Origin of the sequence: Cupriavidus lacunae (genome assembly GCF_003353055.1) — a bacterium.
Lineage (GTDB): Bacteria > Pseudomonadota > Gammaproteobacteria > Burkholderiales > Burkholderiaceae > Cupriavidus > Cupriavidus lacunae.
Genome location: NZ_QKWJ01000010.1, coordinates 56,543 through 71,585, shown reverse-complemented (window position 1 = coordinate 71,585; position 15,043 = coordinate 56,543). Strand labels below are relative to the sequence as shown.

Sequence of the window (15,043 nt, the reverse complement as noted above, 5' to 3'; positions counted from 1 at the left end):
GTGCCTGCCCGGGGCCGCGCCGCCGTGGCGGCTCAGTGGTGCTGCTGCGCGCCGGCACCGGCGCCGGTGGCGATATGGGTGGCCGAGAACAGCTGGGCGCAGTCGACCGGGTCGAACTCATAGCGCTGGCCGCAGAAGTCGCAGTGGATCTCGACATGGCCGCGCTCGGTGATGATGCCTTCGATCTCTTCCTGGCCCAGCGACTGCAGCATGCCCGCCACCTTGGGGCGCGAGCATGAGCAGTGGAAATGCGGTGTCAGCGGCTCAAACACGCGCAGGCCGGCGTCCTGCAGGTCTTCCCAGAACAGGCGGCGCAGCAGGGTGTCGGGCGTCTCGGCCAGCAGTTCGTCGGCCTTGAGGGTGGTGCCAAGCTGCACGGCACGGTCCCAGGTGTCCAGGTCCTGGGCGCGGGCATGGCTGACCAGCGGCGCGCCGGTCTCGCCGACTTCCGCGGTGCCGCCGTAGGCCGGTAGCTTCTGCAGCAGCATGCCGGCGGCGACATGGTCGTCGGCGGCCAGCCACAGGCGCGTGTCGAGCTGCTCGGACGCCTGCATGTAGTGCTCCAGCACGGCGCTGATCGAGGCCAGCGGGCCATGTGCGTCGGCCAGCGGCACGATGCCCTGGTAGGGCTGCTGGCCCGGCAGCTTGTCCTTCGGGTCCAGCGTGATGGCAAAGCGGCCGTGGCCGTGGACATTGACCATCTGCGCCAGGGTGGTGTCGTCGGCGATCTGCGCGCCCTCGGCCAGCTTGGCGGTGGCGCGCATCGACAGGTCGGACAGGCATTCCACCACCAGCATGGGCACCGGGCCGTCGCCGTGCAGCTGCATGACCAGCGCCCCGTTGAACTTCAGGTTGGCCGACAGCAGCGCCGCGGCGGCCATCATCTCGCCCAGCAGCCGGCGCACCGGTGCGGGGTAGCTGTGGCGGCCCAGCACTTCTTGCCAGGTGGCTTCCATGCGCACCAGCTCGCCGCGCACGGGAGCCGCGTCGAACAGGAATTTCTGCAGGGTGTCGGGGGTGGTGGTATCGGTCACAATAATCTGTCGATGATTCGGTAAATGCCGCTGCGGTTCAGCCGATCCGCTTGAGCTGTTGCTTGTACATGGCCTGTCGCGTGGCGTAGGTCTCGGCGTTGCGGTAAAGGTTGGCGACGTCGGCGTCGGTCAGCTCGCGCACTACCTTGGCCGGCGCGCCCAGGATCAGCGAGCGGTCCGGGAAGACCTTGCCCTCGGTCACCACGGCACCGGCGCCGACCAGGCATTCCTTGCCGATCACGGCGCGGTTCAGCACCACGGCCTGGATGCCGATCAGCGTGCCTTCGCCCACGGTGCAGCCATGCAGCATGGCCTGGTGGCCGATCGAGACCTTGTCGCCCAGGGTCAGCGGGCAGCCCGGGTCGGTATGCAGCACCGAGCCCTCCTGGATATTGGTGTCCTCGCCCACCACGATCGGTTCGTTGTCGCCGCGGATCACGACACCGGGCCAGGCGCTGGCGCGGGACTTGAGGGTCACGTTGCCGATGATGGTGGCTTCTGGGGCCACGTAGGCATCGCTGTCGATATTGGGCTTGACGTCGCCGAGCTGGTAAAGCGCCATGAGGTCTCCTGCACTGAAAGGCTTTTGTTGAAGTGGGGGTTGCCGCCGGACTTTAAAGGGCCGGGGTGGGGTGCGGGCGCGCGGCGCCACGGCGACTGCGCGGCTTGCACGGCAGTCGGGCACCGGCCAGGCCCTACAATGGCGGCAGTCCCGGATTTTACGCCCATGCCAGAAAAAACACCCGCCGCCGCTTTGCCTGATCCGTCACTTTCGCCGCGCCACCAGGCGCTGGCGGTGCTGTGCATGACGGATCCGCGGAAGAAAGCCGTGGCGGCGCGGGCACTTTACCGACTCGTGATGACGTTGCCGGACGAAGCGCTCGCCGCCGGCGAGGCGATCCAGGCTGACGCCGCCCACGCCATTCCGGGCCGCCCCGTGCGACCGCTGCTGGTGGCGCCGCAGGGCGTCGAGCGGCGCCGCTCGCTGCATACCCCGGCCGGGCGCGCGGCGATGATCCATGCGTTGTGCCATATCGAGTTCAACGCCATCAATCTCGCGCTGGACGCGGCCTGGCGTTTTGCCGGCATGCCGCCCGGCTACTACCGCGACTGGATGCGCGTGGCCGATGAAGAGGCGTACCACTTCACGCTGCTGGCCGACCACCTCGGCACGCTCGGCGCGGCGTATGGCGATTTCCCGGCGCACAACAGCCTGTGGGAGATGACCGACAAGACCGCCGGCGACGTGCTGGCGCGCATGGCGCTGGTGCCGCGCACGCTGGAGGCACGCGGGCTCGACGCCTCGCCGCCGGTGCGCGCCAGGCTGGCCGGCGCGGGCGACCACGCCGCCGCGGCCATCATCGACATCATCCTGCGCGACGAAGTTGGCCACGTGGCCATCGGCAACCACTGGTACCGCTGGCTGTGCGCGCAGCGCGGGCTGGACCCGGTCGCCACCTACGCGCAACTGGCCGAGCAGTACCGCGCGCCGAAGCTGCGCGGGCCGTTCAACCTCGATGCGCGGCGCGCGGCCGGCTTCGATGAGGATGAGCTGGCGTGGCTGGAGGCTTCTGCCGGGTAGTTTGTGAGGCCTATGCCCGCTTGCCCGCTCGCTCCTCCTCCAGCAGCCGCAACACCCGCCGCTGGATCTTCCCCGTGGTGGTCATCGGCAACTGGTCGATGAACTCGATCTCCTTCGGGTATTCGTAGGGCGCCAGCTGGCCGCGCACATGGGCCTGCAAATCAGCCACCAGCGCCGCGTCGCCGTCGAACGAGCGCGCCACCGACGGCGTCAGCACCACGAAGGCCTTGACCACGGCACCGCGCTCGGGGTCGGGCGAGGGCACCACGGCGCAGTTGGACACCGCCGGATGCTTGAGCAGGCAGTTCTCGATCTCGCTGGGCCCGATGCGGTAGCCCGAGGACTTGAACACATCGTCGGCACGCCCCTGGTACCACAGGTAGCCCTCGGCATCGACGCGCGCCAGGTCGCCGGTGCGGCACCAGCGCAGGCCGTCGCGCTCGGCGTACTTGCCGGCAGTGGCGGCCTCGTTCTTCCAGTAGCCGAGGAAGAAGACAGGGTCCGGATGCCCGGCACTGTCGGTGGCGCAGACCGCGACCTCGCCGTCCTCGCCGGGCGGGCAGGGGCGGCCTTCATCGTCGATCACCTGCACGCGGTGGCCGGGGTAGGGGCGTCCCATCGAACCCGGCCGCGCCGGCCAGCCCAGGCGCGCGTCGTCGTTCTGCGCGGTGCAGTTGCCGACGATGTAGTTGATCTCGGTCTGGCCGAACATCTCGTTGACGATCACGCCCAGCGCCTCGCGGCACCAGCCGAACACGGTCTCGCCCACGGCCTCGCCGGCGCTCATCAGCGCACGCAGCCTGATGTCGTAGCGCTGGCGCGGCTCCGGGCAGGCCTTCATCATCTGCTTGAGCGCGGTCGGGAACAGGAAGGTGTTGGTGACGGCGTAGCGCTCCAGCAGTTCGAAGGCGCGCTCGGCGGAGAAGCGTCCCTGGTAGCCGAGGATGGGCTTGCCGAAATACAGCGCCGGCATCAGCGCATCCCACAGGCCGCCGGTCCAGGCCCAGTCGGCCGGGCTCCAGAACACGTCGTCGTCCTGCGGATACCAGTTCTGCGAGCAGACAAAGCCGGTCAGGTTGCCGATCAGCGCGCGGTGCGGGATCAGCGCGCCCTTGGGCGGGCCGGTGGTGCCGCTGGTATAGATCAGCACCGCGGCCGCGTCGGCCTTGGTCTGCTCGGCGATGAAGGTCGGCAGCTGCGCCGCCAGCAGCACGTCCCAGTCGTGGTCGCCGCGGCCGTGCGCGTCTCCGGCGGCGATGACCGTCGCCAGCGTCGGGCATTCCGGGCGCGCGGCCAGCAAGTTATCGGTCGAGGTCTCGTCGGCGATCGCCACGCTGGCCTCGCTGTGCGCGATGCGGTAGGCCAGTGCCTCGGGGCCGAACAGCATCGACAGCGGCATGGCGATGGCGCCTAGCTGGTAGATCGCCATATGCGCGATCACGGTCTCGATCCGCTGCGGCATCACGATCGCCACGCGGTCGCCGCGCGCCACGCCGAGCGCGCGCAGCGCCGACGACAGGCGGTTGGCCTCGGCCTGGATATGGGCAAAGGTATGCGCGTTGCGGCGGCCGTCCTCATGCTCGGTATAGACCGCGATGCGGTCCATCGTGGCCGGGTCGCGGGCCCAGCGCCCGCAGCAGGCCTCGGCGATATTGAACTGCGGCGGGATTTCCCAGCGGAAGGATTCGTACAGGGCGCGGTAGTCGTCGCGCCGGCTTTCCGGCAAGGCAGCTGCGGCCATCCAGGGTCTCCGGTAGGTCCGCCTGGCGCGGCAAGTTGCCAACGGCGCTGGCCGCTATAATGCCCGCAAGCGAACGATCGTTCTATTTTGTCGTGGCTTCCCGCGCCAGCCCCAGCGGCAGGAAGACCCCGACGCAAGGGTGGAGACAATGACTATCAAGGAAACCTCGCAGTCTGAATTTATCACGTTGCGTGGGCTGCGCTACCACGTGCGCCACTGGGGCACGCCCGGCGCGCGCAAGCTGTTCATGCTGCACGGCTGGATGGACGTGGCTGCGTCGTTCCAGTTCCTGGTCGACCACCTGCGCGGCGACTGGCACGTGATCGCGCCCGACTGGCGCGGCTTTGGCGAGACCGACTGGCCGACGCGCTACCCGGGCACGCAGTCCTACTGGTTTGCCGACTACATTGCCGACCTGGAGGCCTTGCTCGACCACTACGCGCCCGACGGCCAGGTCGACCTGGTCGGCCACAGCATGGGCGCCAACGTGATCTGCCTGTATGCCGGCATCCGCCCGCAGCGCGTGCGCCGCGTGGTGGACCTGGAGGGCTTCGGCATGACGGCGACGCGGCCGGTGCATGCGCCGAAGCGCTACGCGCGCTGGCTCGACGAACTGCGCGCCGGCGCGGAAATGAAGACGTATGACAGCGTGGACGGCGTCGCCGCCCGGCTGCAGAAGACCAACCCGCGCCTGCCCGACGACCGAGCCGCCTTCCTGGCCGCGCACTGGTCGCGCCGCAACGTGGACGGCCGCTGGGAGATCCTGGGCGACCCCGCGCACAAGCTGGTCAACCCGATGCTGTACCGGGTCGATGAAGTGATGGCGATCTGGGAGCAGGTCAGCGCGCCGGTGCTGCATGTGGAGGCGCGCGATTCGGACACGCTGCGCCATATCGCCCACAAGCAGACCATCGACGAGTTCAAGGAGCGCTTCCGCGCCTTCCGCGATTTCCGCGAGGCGGTGGTGGAAGATGCCGGCCACATGCTGCATCACGACCAGCCCGCCGCGGTGGCGGCGCTGGTGGAATCGTTCTGCGGTCCGGTGTAGGCGCGGCGCGCGGCCGTTCAGGCGTGCGTGAGCTTTTCCTTCAGCGCGGCGTTGTTGCTGGTGTGCACGTGCACCAGCGCCTTTTCCGGGAAGGTGTAGTGGTAGGCGCGGCGCAGCGCCAGCGCGGCTTCGTGGAAGCCTGACAGGATCAGCTTCTGCTTGTTGGTGTAGTAGGCGATATCGCCCGCGGCAAAGATGCCGCGGCGCGAACTCTCATAGGTGGTGGTGTCGACCAGGATGCGGCCGGCGCGCATGTCCATGTCCCAGTGCGCGATCGGCCCCGGCTCGGACACCAGGCCGTACAGCGCCACCAGTTCATCGGCGGGCAGCACTGTGCTGCCGTCGCGGGTGCGTATCTCGACCTCGGTAAGCGGGCCGTCCTGGCCTTCGGTGCGCAGGGCGCCCAGCATGCCGACCACGAAATCCATCTCGCCGGCCGCCACCGCCCTGCGCATTTCCGCCACGGTGCCGTCCGCCGCGCGGAAGCCTTCGCGCCGGTGCATCAGCGTCACGCGCGCGGCCACCTTGCGCAGCGCCAGTGCCCAGTCCAGCGCCGAGTCGCCGCCGCCGGCCACGATCACGCGCTTGCCGGCAAAGCGCGACACATCGCGCACGGCGTAGTGCACGTGGCGGCCTTCCAGCGCCGGCGCTTCCGGCAGCGCTACGCGCTGCGGCGCAAACGCGCCCACGCCGGCGCAGATCAGCACCGCGGCGACGTCGAAGCGCTTGCCGCCGTCGGTGGTTACCAGCAGGCGTTCGTGGGCGGCATGGCCGTCCGGTGCCGGGGTTTCGGACACGCTTTCCGCGCGCTGGCCGAAGTGCATCGGGAAGGCGAACGGCGCGCATTGCTCCAGCAGCCGGTCGACCAGGTCCTGCGCCAGGCAGCCCGGCACGGCGGGGATGTCGTAGATCGGCTTTTCGGGATAGAGCTCGGTGCACTGGCCGCCGGCGCGGTCGAGCACATCGATCAGTTCACATTTGAGGCCGAGCACGCCGGCCTGGAATGCGGCGAACAGGCCGACCGGGCCGGCGCCCACAATCAGGACATCGGTGGTGGTGACGGGTGCGGCGGCTGCAGGGGTAGCGGTGGGCATTGGGCATGGCGGACACGCCAGGTGCCCGCGAATAGACGGTGCAAAGCCCGACTATACCCCGCGCCACCCCGGTTTCCGCCGACGCCAGCGTTGCCGGCATGGCTTTGGCGTGGCCCGCCAGGGTGCTCCGGGGTCACGCATGGGGGGCGACGGGAGTAGAATGACACCATGCAAAACGCCCACGCCATCAATGCCGACCTGCATTGCCATTCGACCGTATCCGACGGCACGCTCGCGCCGCGCGCCGTGGCGGCAATCGCCCGCGACGCGGGGGTCGCGTACTGGGCGCTGACCGACCACGACGAACTGGGCGGGCAGGCCGAGGCACGCGCCGCGGCCGAGGAATTCGGCATGCGCTACGTGCCGGGCGTGGAAATCTCGGTGACCTGGGCCGGGCAGACCGTGCATATCGTCGGCCTGCAGGTCGACCCGCACTGCCCGGAACTGATCGATGGCCTGACCGATACCCGCTCGGGCCGCGCGCGCCGCGCGCGCGATATCGCCGACGCGCTGGCCAAGGTCGGCATCACCGACGCCTATGAAGGCGCGCTGCGCTACGTGGGCAACCCGGACCTGATCTCGCGCACGCACTTTGCGCGCTGGCTGGTCGACCAGGGCCGCTGCGCCACGATTGGCGACGTGTTCGGCGAGTACCTGTCGGAAGGCCGTCCCGGCTATGTCGGCCACCGCTGGGCCAGCCTGGCCGAAGCGGTAAGCTGGATCCGCACGGCCGGCGGCATCGCCGTGCTGGCGCACCCGGGCCGCTACCACTACACCGATACCCAGCACGACGCGCTGTTCGATGAATTCACGTCGCTGGGCGGCGGCGCGGTCGAGGTGGTGACCGGCAGCCATACGCCCGACCAGTACCGCCGCTACGCCGAGGTGGCCCGCCACTATGGGTTGCTGGCCTCGCGCGGCTCGGACTTCCACGGCCCCGGCGAAGGGCGCGTGGGGCTGGGAACGCTGCCGCCGCTGCCGGCCTCGGTCACCCCCGTCTGGCACGACTGGTAGGTGGCAGGCGCGTGCCCGGCCTGGCCGGGGTACCCCCCCAGATTCCGCTCCGTCCCGTCCGAATCCGTCCCCCCTGGCCCATGTCACAGTACTTCGAGATCCATCCGCTCAATCCGCAGTCGCGCCTGATCAAGCAGGCCGCCCAGATCCTGCAGAAGGGCGGGCTGATCGCGTTGCCGACCGACTCCAGCTATGCGCTGGCCTGCCGGCTCGACGACAAGGCCGCCGTCGAGCGCCTGCGCCGGCTGCGCGGCATCGACGACCGCCACCACCTGACGCTGATGTGCAGCGACCTGTCTGAGCTGGGCAACTTTGCCCGCGTCGACAACCGGCAATACCGCTGGCTCAAGGGCGCCACGCCGGGCCCGTACGTATTCATCCTCGAAGCCACCAAGGAAGTGCCGCGGCGGCTGTCGCACCCGGCGCGCAAGACCATCGGCGTGCGCGTGCCTGAACACGCGATCCCGCTGGCGCTGCTGGGCGAGACCGGCGAGCCGCTGATCTCGGCCACGCTGCAGATGCCGGGTGACGAGGAACCGCTCAACGATCCGGCGGAAATCCGCGCGCGGCTGGAAAAGCAGCTCGACCTGGTGGTATGCGGCGGCCCGGCGCCGGCACAGCCGACCACGGTGATCGACCTGACCAGCGGCGAACCCGAGCTGATCCGCGCGGGCCGCGGCGACGTCGAGCGCTTCGGGCTCTGAGTTCCTCCGGCGCCGCTACCTCCGCAGACGGGTGCACCAGCGTGCGCCTGGGCGCCGCCGGACCGTTACAATAGACACCATGGATTCCTCCCTTATCCAGACCTTCGCGGTCTATGCCCTGCCGGTGCTGTTCGCCATAACGCTGCACGAAGCCGCACACGGCTACGTGGCCAAGGTGTTCGGCGACAACACGGCCTACGCGCTCGGGCGCGTCAGCCTGAACCCGATCCGCCATATCGACCCGATCGGCACCATCGCGGTGCCGCTGCTGCTCTACATCATGACCAGCGGCCAGTTCGTGTTTGGCTACGCCAAGCCGGTGCCGGTGGTGTTCGAGCGCCTGCGCAACCCGCGCTGGCATGGCATGTGGGTGGCGCTGGCCGGCCCGGCCAGCAACGTGGTGCAGGCCTTCGTCTGGGTGCTGCTGGCCATCGGCCTGACCTGGGGCGGGGTGCGCGAGCCGTTTTTCGGCGAGATGGCACTGGCGGGCGTGCGCGTCAACCTGGTGGTGGCCGCCTTCAACCTGTTCCCGGTGCCGCCGCTGGACGGCGGCCGCGTGCTGACCGCGCTGCTGCCGCAGGGCATTGCCCGCGCGGTGTCGCGCATCGAGCCGTATGGCATCTTCGTGGTGCTGGCGTTGGTGGCCGCGGGCGTGATCACCACGATCTGGATGACGCCGGTGGTCAATGTGCTGATGGCGCTGATCGAGTTGCTGCTGCGCCCGATCGTGATGCTGCTGCATTGAGGTGCCGGGGAACGCAATGAAGCTTACACATGCCGGTATTTCAGCCCCGTCCGCCTGGGTCACCCGCTGGGCGCACCTGCTGCGCCCCGGCGCGCGGGTGCTGGACCTGGCCTGCGGCAGCGGCCGCCACGCCGCCTGGCTGGCCGCTTGCGGCCACACGGTGCTGGCGGTCGACCGCGATACCGAAGCGATTGCCGGCCTGCCGGCCGGCGTAACCGGGCGGGTGGCGGACCTGGAGCAGGGCGCCTGGCCGCTGGCCGGCGAGGCGCCGTTCGACGCCATCGTCGTCACCAATTACCTGCACCGGCCGCTGTGGCCGCACCTGGCGGCGGCACTAGCGCCGGGCGGGTTCTGGATCCATGAGACCTTCGCCGTCGGCAATGAGACCGTCGGCAAGCCGTCGCGGCCAGATTTTCTGCTGCGGCCGGGCGAATTGCTCGAGGTGGCGCGCGAGTCTGGCCTGCGTGTGGTCGCCTATGAGGATGGCCTCGCAGAAGTGCCGAAAACAGCCTTCGTGCAGCGCATTTGTGCGGTACGCGAGGTGGCGGCGGCCGCCGATGCGCCCGCGCCGCCACGCTACCGGCTCGATCCCTGAGCGGGGCGCCGTGCTGTCGGCGGGAATCGCGCGGCACGCGTTGAAACAGTTGGTATCAACCCCTGTCCGGGCAGCGGTCGAAGCGGCCTGCGGTTCCGGTACAATCCCGTTATTCGCATCCCGAATTCCTTAACGTTATGACACAGATTACCGGCAGCATTGTCGCCATCGTCACCCCGATGCATGAGGACGGCAGCCTGGACTTCCCGGCCCTGCGCGCACTGGTCGACTGGCACGTGGCCGAGGGCACCGACGCCATCGTGATCGTGGGCACCACTGGTGAGTCCCCGACGGTTACCGTCGAGGAGCACTGCGAACTGGTCCGCGTTGCCGTGGAACAGGCCGGCAAGCGCATCCCGATCATCGCCGGTACCGGCGGCAATTCCACCAAGGAAGCCATCGAGCTGACCGCCTTCGCGAAGAAGGTGGGTGCCGATGCCTCGCTGCAGGTCGTGCCGTACTACAACAAGCCGACCCAGGAAGGCATGTACCGGCATTTCCGCACCATCGCCGAGGCGGTGGACCTGCCGGTGCTGCTGTACAACGTGCCGGGCCGCACGGTCGCGGACATGAACAACGAGACCATCCTGCGCCTGGCGCAGGTGCCGGGCATCGTCGGCGTCAAGGAAGCCACCGGCAATATCGACCGTGCCGCGCAGCTGATCAAGGACGCGCCGGAAGGCTTTGCCATCTACAGCGGCGACGACCCCACGGCGGTTGCGCTGATCCTGCTGGGCGGACACGGTAATATCTCGGTCACCGCGAACGTGGCGCCGCGCAAGATGCATGAGATGTGCGCTGCGGCACTGAAGGGCGACGTCGTCACCGCGCGCCGCCTGCACATGGAACTGATCGGGCTGAACCAGGCCATGTTCATCGAAGCCAATCCGATCCCGGTCAAGTGGGCGCTCCAGCAGATGGGCAGGATGGCAGGTGGTATCCGCCTGCCGCTGACCCCGCTGTCCGAGAGCAACCACGACTATGTCCGCAAGGCACTGGCCGCCGCCGGCCTGCTGGCCTGATTCTCCACGGCGTCCTGCTGTCCGCCCCATCTACTAGGATTGCGTGTCAATGAAACAGAAGCTTAACCGCCGCGGCGCGACGCAAGTCCGCCGTGCCGCCCTGGTTGTGCCCGTGCTTGCCGCCGGCCTGATCACCGGCTGCAGCAGCATCAACGAGGCGATGCAGCCTGACAAGATCGACTACAAGTCGTCGGCCTCGAAGCGCACGCCCACGCTGGACGTGCCGCCCGACCTGACCAAGCTGGAAGGCGACCGCCGCTATTCGGTACCCGATGCGAACGGCACCTCGACGCTGTCGACCTACAGCCAGGCCACCAAGGTCCGCGAGCAATCCCCGAGCGAAAACGTGCTGCCCTCGGCGCAGGGCATCCGCATGGAGCGCGACGGCAACCAGCGCTGGCTGGTGATCAGCAACGGCATGCGCGGCGACCAGCTGTGGCAGCAGCTGCGCGGCTTCTGGCAGGAAAGCGGTTTCCTGCTGGTGCAGGACTCGCCCGAGACCGGCATCATGGAAACCGACTGGGCCGAGAACCGCGCCAAGATTCCGCAGGACATCATCCGCAATACCATCGGCAAGGTGTTCGACGGCCTGTACTCGACCTCCGAGCGCGACAAGTTCCGCACCCGCGTCGAGCGCGCGCAGAACGGCACGCTCGAGGTCTTCATCAGCCACCGCGGCGCGCAGGAACAGCTGACCGGCGTCGACAAGTCGACCACGGTCTGGACCCCGCGTCCGGCCGATCCCGAACTGGAAGCCGAATTCCTGTCGCGCCTGGCCCAGCGCCTGGGTGTGCAGAAGGAGCAGGCTGACCGCATGGCCAAGAACCCGGCGGCAGCTGGCAACACGGGCGCCGCGGCCGGTACTGAGGCTGCTGGTGCCGCCGCCGGCGCGACCGCTGCTGCTGGCACTGCCGCGGCAGCCGACGGCGCCGCGCAAAGCAAGTCGTACCTGGCCCAGGTCAACGGTGCCCCGGCGCTGCAGCTGCCCGAGCCGTTCGACCGTGCCTGGCGCTCGGTCGGCCTGTCGCTGGATCGCGTGAACTTCACCGTCGAAGACCGCGACCGCGCCCAGGGCCTGTACTACGTGCGCTATGTCGATCCGCGTACCAATGTCGACAGCCGCGGCTTCTTCTCCAAGCTGTTCACCAAGCCGGACGATCCCAAGACCGCCAAGAAGTATCGCGTGGCGCTCAAGGGCACCAGCAGCGGCACGCTGGTGACGGTGCTCAACGAAGCCGGCCAGCCGGAGAACGGCGAAGTCGGCAAGCGCATCCTGTCGCTGCTCGACGAGCAACTGCACTGAGCCGGCGCATGACTGCTGGCTTGCCAGCCGGCCGTCCTGGCCGGTGCCTGGCGGGTAGGGCGCGGCCATGATGCGCTTCGCCTTCCTCGGCAGTGGCAGCGAGGGCAACTCGCTGCTGATCGAATCCCGCGAAGACACCACCACGACGCGCGTGCTGCTGGACTGCGGCTTCGGCATCCGCGAGACCGCCCGGCGCCTGGAGCGCCTGGGTGTCACGCCGGACCAGCTTGACGCCGTGCTGGTCACGCACGAGCACGGCGACCATGTCGGCTCGGCCTATGCCTTTGCCGCGCGCCATCGCCTGGCGGTCTACACCAGCCACGGCACGTGGCTGGCGACCTCGCACCTGCGCGGCGCCGATGCTGCCGATGTACGGGTCTGCTGCGCCGACCATGCCTTCGCTATTGGGAGCCTGCAGGTACTGCCCTATACCGTGCCGCACGACGCGCGCGAGCCGGTGCAGTTCGTGCTGTCGGACGGGCAGGCGCGGCTGGGTGTGCTGACCGACGCGGGCATGGAAACGCCCTATGTGACAGCGCGCCTGTCAGGCGTGGATGCGCTGGTGCTGGAATGCAACCATGACCGCGAGATGCTGCGCAACTCGGTCTATCCGGCCTCGCTGAAGCGGCGCATTGGCGGCGACTTCGGCCACCTCGCCAATGAAGTCGCGGCCAGCATCCTGGCGCAGGTTGCCCATGCCGGACTGAACCGCGTGGTCGCGGCCCATCTCAGCAAGCAGAACAACACGCGTGAGCTGGCCACCGGGGCGCTGGCGGCGGCATTGGGAGCGCTGCCCTCCGAGGTGCTGGTGGCGGACCAGGACGAGGGGCTGGACTGGCAGGCGGTGCGCGCCTGAGGGATGAGTGAGTGCGAAGTGAGCACGGCGGAGCGCAGTGCGGTAGCAGCGCTCCAAATAAAAAAACCGGCCCGAAGGCCGGTTTTTTTATCGGTGTGGAACCGATTACTGCTTGGCAGCCGGAGCCGAAGCGTCAGCAGCCGGAGCCGAGGCTTCAGCAGCCGGGGCCGAAGCTTCTGCAGCGGCAGCAGCCGGGGCTTCAGCAGCCGGGGCCGAAGCTTCAGCAGCGGGAGCAGCAGCAGCCGGAGCAGCCGTGTCAGCGGCCGGAGCGGCAGCTTCTTCCTTCTTGCCGCAAGCGGCGAGAGCAACAGCGGCCAGCAGCGATGCGATCAGGAGAGACTTCTTCATTGTTCGTCCTTTAACTTGTAATAACGAAAAACAGGCGATGAATAATTACCGGTAATTATCGCTCTTGAACTGCAAAATAGAGGCCCTCCCGGGTGCCGACATATGCAGTGGTCCGCAGTACTAGCCAGCCGACGATTATATCCGCGTTTTCCCGGCTTGTGTAGCGCCGAAATTTACTGATTCGCAATGTTACGCATTATTACAGCCGCGGGCCCAACTGCAACCATCCTTCCAGCGCCCAGTGATGGAACGTTTCCATCAGGTCAGGGAGATCCGCGCAAGCAGCAACATCTTCGCCACTAAGTTGCCGATAATCGGCCAATTTTTTCAACCACTGCATCAGTTCGGCCGGCGGTTCGTAGGCTTCTCCATTCAGGAAGAAATTGGCGCGGTCGTAAAGCGCGATCGATGCCGGGGCAAGGACGACACCATGGCGGGCCGCCAGTGTTGCATAACAGCGCAACGGGATGTCGGCGATCTCCGCAAATTCAACGCCGGGTTTGGGTTCGGACAGATGGCTGCCGAGGAATTCCGACACCATCTGGATGTTCCATTGCAGCGCCTTGAGCCGTTCGGCTACGGCCTTGGTCATGCCGGCGGGCAATTGCGCGGGGCGCGTGGCGGCGCGCTCGCCGGGGTCGGCATAACGGCCGCCGAGGTCTTCGTTATCCTCGACCGTTTCCGACAGCCAGGCCAGGAAGTGCCCGGCCAGTTCGCGATAGGCCGGCGCGCGGAAGCCGATCGAGCAGGTCATGCATTCGCCCTCGGCAACGCCATCGTGCGCATACTGTGGCGGCAGGTACAGCATGTCGCCGGGTTCGAGCACCCATTCCTGTTCGGCGTTGAAGTCGGCCAGGATCTTCAGCGGCATGTCCGGAATCAGGTCCAGGCTGGCCTGCGACGAGATGCGCCAGCGGCGCCGGCCCGAGACTTGCAGCAGGAACACGTCGTACGAATCGAAGTGCGGACCCACGCCGCCGCCGTCCGAGGCGTAGCTGATCATCAGGTCGTCCAGGCGCGCATCGGGCACAAAGCGGAAGCGACCCATCAGTTCCGCCGCGGCGGCATCGTGCAGGTTGACGCCCTGCACCAGCAAAGTCCATTGGCGGCTCTTGACGGCGGGCAGGTTTTCGCGCGCAAATGGGCCATGCGCGAGCTTCCAGCGGTTGCGGAAGTGCGTCACCAGGCGCGATTCGACGTCGTCGCGATCGGCAAGGTCGAAAAGCGCATCGCGCGACACAGGTGGCACGATTCCCGGCACCGCCTGTCGAATGAGGAGGGGTTTGTGATGCCAGACATCCCGCATGAATGCAGCAGGCGTCATGCCACCAAGCAGGTCGAGCGGAGTGTCTGGATCGACGGGGCCAGGGGGCAGGGCCTGCGCGTATAATGCGGAATCGTTCATGGAGTCAAGAATTGAAAATCGCTAAGAACACGGTAGTGTCCGTGATGTACAAGCTATCGGACGCGCAAGGCAATCTGATCGAGGAGTCAGATGAAGCCATGGTCTATTTGCACGGCGGCTATGATGGCACGTTCCCCAAGATCGAGGAAGCGCTCGACGGCCATGACACGGGCTTCGAGACCCAGCTGCAGCTGGAACCGGAAGACGCGTTCGGCGATTACGACGCCGATATGGTGAAGGTCGAGCCGCGCAACCGCTTCCCCGAGCCGCTGGAAGTCGGCATGCAGTTCGAAGGCATGCCCGAGGACGGCGACGAAGAAGACTCCGTCATCTACACCGTGACCGACGTGGCCGAGGACAAGGTCGTGCTGGACGGCAACCATCCGCTGGCCGGCATGGCGCTGCGCTTCTGGCTGAAGGTCTCCGAAGTGCGCGAAGCCACCGCCGAGGAAATCGAACACGGCCACGCCCACGGCGCCTCGGGCGTTGAAGTGGTGGATGAGGACGAGGACGACGATACGCCGCGCACGCTGCACTGAGCGCACGCATACA

General features: G+C 67.8%; 16 protein-coding genes. 10 read left to right on the top strand and 6 right to left on the bottom strand.

Annotated features, from left to right (window positions below):
* Nucleotides 1-32: 32 nt before the first annotated feature.
* Entirely contained in the window at nucleotides 33-1,034 is a 1,002-nt protein-coding gene (gene hslO / locus DN412_RS11190; RefSeq protein ID WP_115015056.1) for an Hsp33 family molecular chaperone HslO, read from the bottom strand.
* Nucleotides 1,035-1,071: 37 nt separating this feature from the next.
* Entirely contained in the window at nucleotides 1,072-1,596 is a 525-nt protein-coding gene (locus DN412_RS11185) for a gamma carbonic anhydrase family protein (protein WP_078195843.1), read from the bottom strand.
* 138 nt (nucleotides 1,597-1,734) lie between these two features.
* Between DN412_RS11185 and DN412_RS11180 the strand changes: the two genes are divergently transcribed.
* On the top strand, nucleotides 1,735-2,616 hold the full coding sequence (locus tag DN412_RS11180; RefSeq protein ID WP_115015054.1) for a ferritin-like domain-containing protein: 882 nt from the start codon (nucleotides 1,735-1,737) through the stop codon (nucleotides 2,614-2,616).
* A gap of 10 nt (nucleotides 2,617-2,626) precedes the next feature.
* Here the strand turns inward: DN412_RS11180 and DN412_RS11175 are convergent, their stop codons facing one another.
* Nucleotides 2,627-4,357 carry an acetate--CoA ligase gene (locus DN412_RS11175; protein ID WP_115015052.1) on the bottom strand — a complete coding sequence of 577 codons (1,731 nt, stop codon included), beginning with the start codon at nucleotides 4,355-4,357 and terminating at the stop codon, nucleotides 2,627-2,629.
* 148 nt (nucleotides 4,358-4,505) lie between these two features.
* On the opposite strand from DN412_RS11175, the gene DN412_RS11170 reads away from it, so the two are divergent.
* The gene (locus DN412_RS11170; RefSeq protein ID WP_115015049.1) at nucleotides 4,506-5,405 is read left to right on the top strand and encodes an alpha/beta fold hydrolase; all 900 of its coding nucleotides are present in this window, start codon (nucleotides 4,506-4,508) and stop codon (nucleotides 5,403-5,405) included.
* Between the two features lie 17 nt (nucleotides 5,406-5,422).
* Here the strand turns inward: DN412_RS11170 and DN412_RS11165 are convergent, their stop codons facing one another.
* Complete coding sequence (locus DN412_RS11165) at nucleotides 5,423-6,499, bottom strand: NAD(P)/FAD-dependent oxidoreductase (protein WP_115015046.1); 1,077 nt, start codon at nucleotides 6,497-6,499, stop codon at nucleotides 5,423-5,425.
* 168 nt (nucleotides 6,500-6,667) lie between these two features.
* On the opposite strand from DN412_RS11165, the gene DN412_RS11160 reads away from it, so the two are divergent.
* The 7 genes from DN412_RS11160 (at nucleotide 6,668) to DN412_RS11130 (ending at nucleotide 12,738) form a co-directional block, all read left to right on the top strand.
* Nucleotides 6,668-7,513: a 3',5'-nucleoside bisphosphate phosphatase gene (locus DN412_RS11160; RefSeq protein ID WP_115014997.1), complete on the top strand. Its 846-nt coding sequence runs from the start codon at nucleotides 6,668-6,670 to the stop codon at nucleotides 7,511-7,513.
* A gap of 80 nt (nucleotides 7,514-7,593) precedes the next feature.
* Nucleotides 7,594-8,217 carry an L-threonylcarbamoyladenylate synthase gene (locus DN412_RS11155; RefSeq protein WP_115014994.1) on the top strand — a complete coding sequence of 208 codons (624 nt, stop codon included), beginning with the start codon at nucleotides 7,594-7,596 and terminating at the stop codon, nucleotides 8,215-8,217.
* Between the two features lie 79 nt (nucleotides 8,218-8,296).
* Complete coding sequence (locus DN412_RS11150; protein WP_115014991.1) at nucleotides 8,297-8,962, top strand: site-2 protease family protein; 666 nt, start codon at nucleotides 8,297-8,299, stop codon at nucleotides 8,960-8,962.
* Nucleotides 8,963-8,978: 16 nt separating this feature from the next.
* Nucleotides 8,979-9,557, top strand: coding sequence for a class I SAM-dependent methyltransferase (locus DN412_RS11145; RefSeq protein ID WP_115014988.1), 579 nt, complete (start codon nucleotides 8,979-8,981; stop codon nucleotides 9,555-9,557).
* A gap of 137 nt (nucleotides 9,558-9,694) precedes the next feature.
* On the top strand, nucleotides 9,695-10,579 hold the full coding sequence (gene dapA / locus DN412_RS11140; protein WP_115014984.1) for a 4-hydroxy-tetrahydrodipicolinate synthase: 885 nt from the start codon (nucleotides 9,695-9,697) through the stop codon (nucleotides 10,577-10,579).
* 49 nt (nucleotides 10,580-10,628) lie between these two features.
* Nucleotides 10,629-11,882 carry an outer membrane protein assembly factor BamC gene (gene bamC / locus DN412_RS11135; RefSeq protein ID WP_115014980.1) on the top strand — a complete coding sequence of 418 codons (1,254 nt, stop codon included), beginning with the start codon at nucleotides 10,629-10,631 and terminating at the stop codon, nucleotides 11,880-11,882.
* Between the two features lie 67 nt (nucleotides 11,883-11,949).
* The gene (locus DN412_RS11130; protein WP_115014976.1) at nucleotides 11,950-12,738 is read left to right on the top strand and encodes an MBL fold metallo-hydrolase; all 789 of its coding nucleotides are present in this window, start codon (nucleotides 11,950-11,952) and stop codon (nucleotides 12,736-12,738) included.
* 105 nt (nucleotides 12,739-12,843) lie between these two features.
* On the opposite strand, the gene DN412_RS44465 is transcribed toward DN412_RS11130, so the two are convergent.
* Together DN412_RS44465 and DN412_RS11120 are read right to left on the bottom strand one after the other, a co-directional pair.
* On the bottom strand, nucleotides 12,844-13,086 hold the full coding sequence (locus tag DN412_RS44465; RefSeq protein ID WP_115014974.1) for a hypothetical protein: 243 nt from the start codon (nucleotides 13,084-13,086) through the stop codon (nucleotides 12,844-12,846).
* Nucleotides 13,087-13,285: 199 nt separating this feature from the next.
* Nucleotides 13,286-14,491 (bottom strand): cupin domain-containing protein, encoded by a 1,206-nt coding sequence (locus DN412_RS11120; RefSeq protein ID WP_208647593.1) that lies wholly within the window; start codon nucleotides 14,489-14,491, stop codon nucleotides 13,286-13,288.
* A gap of 11 nt (nucleotides 14,492-14,502) precedes the next feature.
* Between DN412_RS11120 and DN412_RS11115 the strand changes: the two genes are divergently transcribed.
* Nucleotides 14,503-15,030: an FKBP-type peptidyl-prolyl cis-trans isomerase gene (locus tag DN412_RS11115; protein WP_115014968.1), complete on the top strand. Its 528-nt coding sequence runs from the start codon at nucleotides 14,503-14,505 to the stop codon at nucleotides 15,028-15,030.
* The last annotated feature ends 13 nt before the right edge of the window (nucleotides 15,031-15,043 follow it).

Bases quoted from the DNA above. Each gene is read 5' to 3' on its own strand.
- DN412_RS11185 (WP_078195843.1), bottom strand. From the start codon at position 1,596: ATGGCGCTTTACCAGCTCGGCGACGTCAAGCCCAATATCGACAGCGAT.
- DN412_RS11180 (WP_115015054.1), top strand. From the start codon at position 1,735: ATGGCGGCAGTCCCGGATTTTACGCCCATGCCAGAAAAAACACCCGCC.
- DN412_RS11175 (WP_115015052.1), bottom strand. From the start codon at position 4,357: ATGGCCGCAGCTGCCTTGCCGGAAAGCCGGCGCGACGACTACCGCGCC.
- DN412_RS11170 (WP_115015049.1), top strand. From the start codon at position 4,506: ATGACTATCAAGGAAACCTCGCAGTCTGAATTTATCACGTTGCGTGGG.
- DN412_RS11165 (WP_115015046.1), bottom strand. From the start codon at position 6,499: ATGCCCACCGCTACCCCTGCAGCCGCCGCACCCGTCACCACCACCGAT.
- DN412_RS11160 (WP_115014997.1), top strand. From the start codon at position 6,668: ATGCAAAACGCCCACGCCATCAATGCCGACCTGCATTGCCATTCGACC.
- DN412_RS11155 (WP_115014994.1), top strand. From the start codon at position 7,594: ATGTCACAGTACTTCGAGATCCATCCGCTCAATCCGCAGTCGCGCCTG.
- DN412_RS11150 (WP_115014991.1), top strand. From the start codon at position 8,297: ATGGATTCCTCCCTTATCCAGACCTTCGCGGTCTATGCCCTGCCGGTG.
- DN412_RS11145 (WP_115014988.1), top strand. From the start codon at position 8,979: ATGAAGCTTACACATGCCGGTATTTCAGCCCCGTCCGCCTGGGTCACC.
- dapA (WP_115014984.1), top strand. From the start codon at position 9,695: ATGACACAGATTACCGGCAGCATTGTCGCCATCGTCACCCCGATGCAT.
- bamC (WP_115014980.1), top strand. From the start codon at position 10,629: ATGAAACAGAAGCTTAACCGCCGCGGCGCGACGCAAGTCCGCCGTGCC.
- DN412_RS11130 (WP_115014976.1), top strand. From the start codon at position 11,950: ATGATGCGCTTCGCCTTCCTCGGCAGTGGCAGCGAGGGCAACTCGCTG.
- DN412_RS44465 (WP_115014974.1), bottom strand. From the start codon at position 13,086: ATGAAGAAGTCTCTCCTGATCGCATCGCTGCTGGCCGCTGTTGCTCTC.
- DN412_RS11120 (WP_208647593.1), bottom strand. From the start codon at position 14,491: ATGAACGATTCCGCATTATACGCGCAGGCCCTGCCCCCTGGCCCCGTC.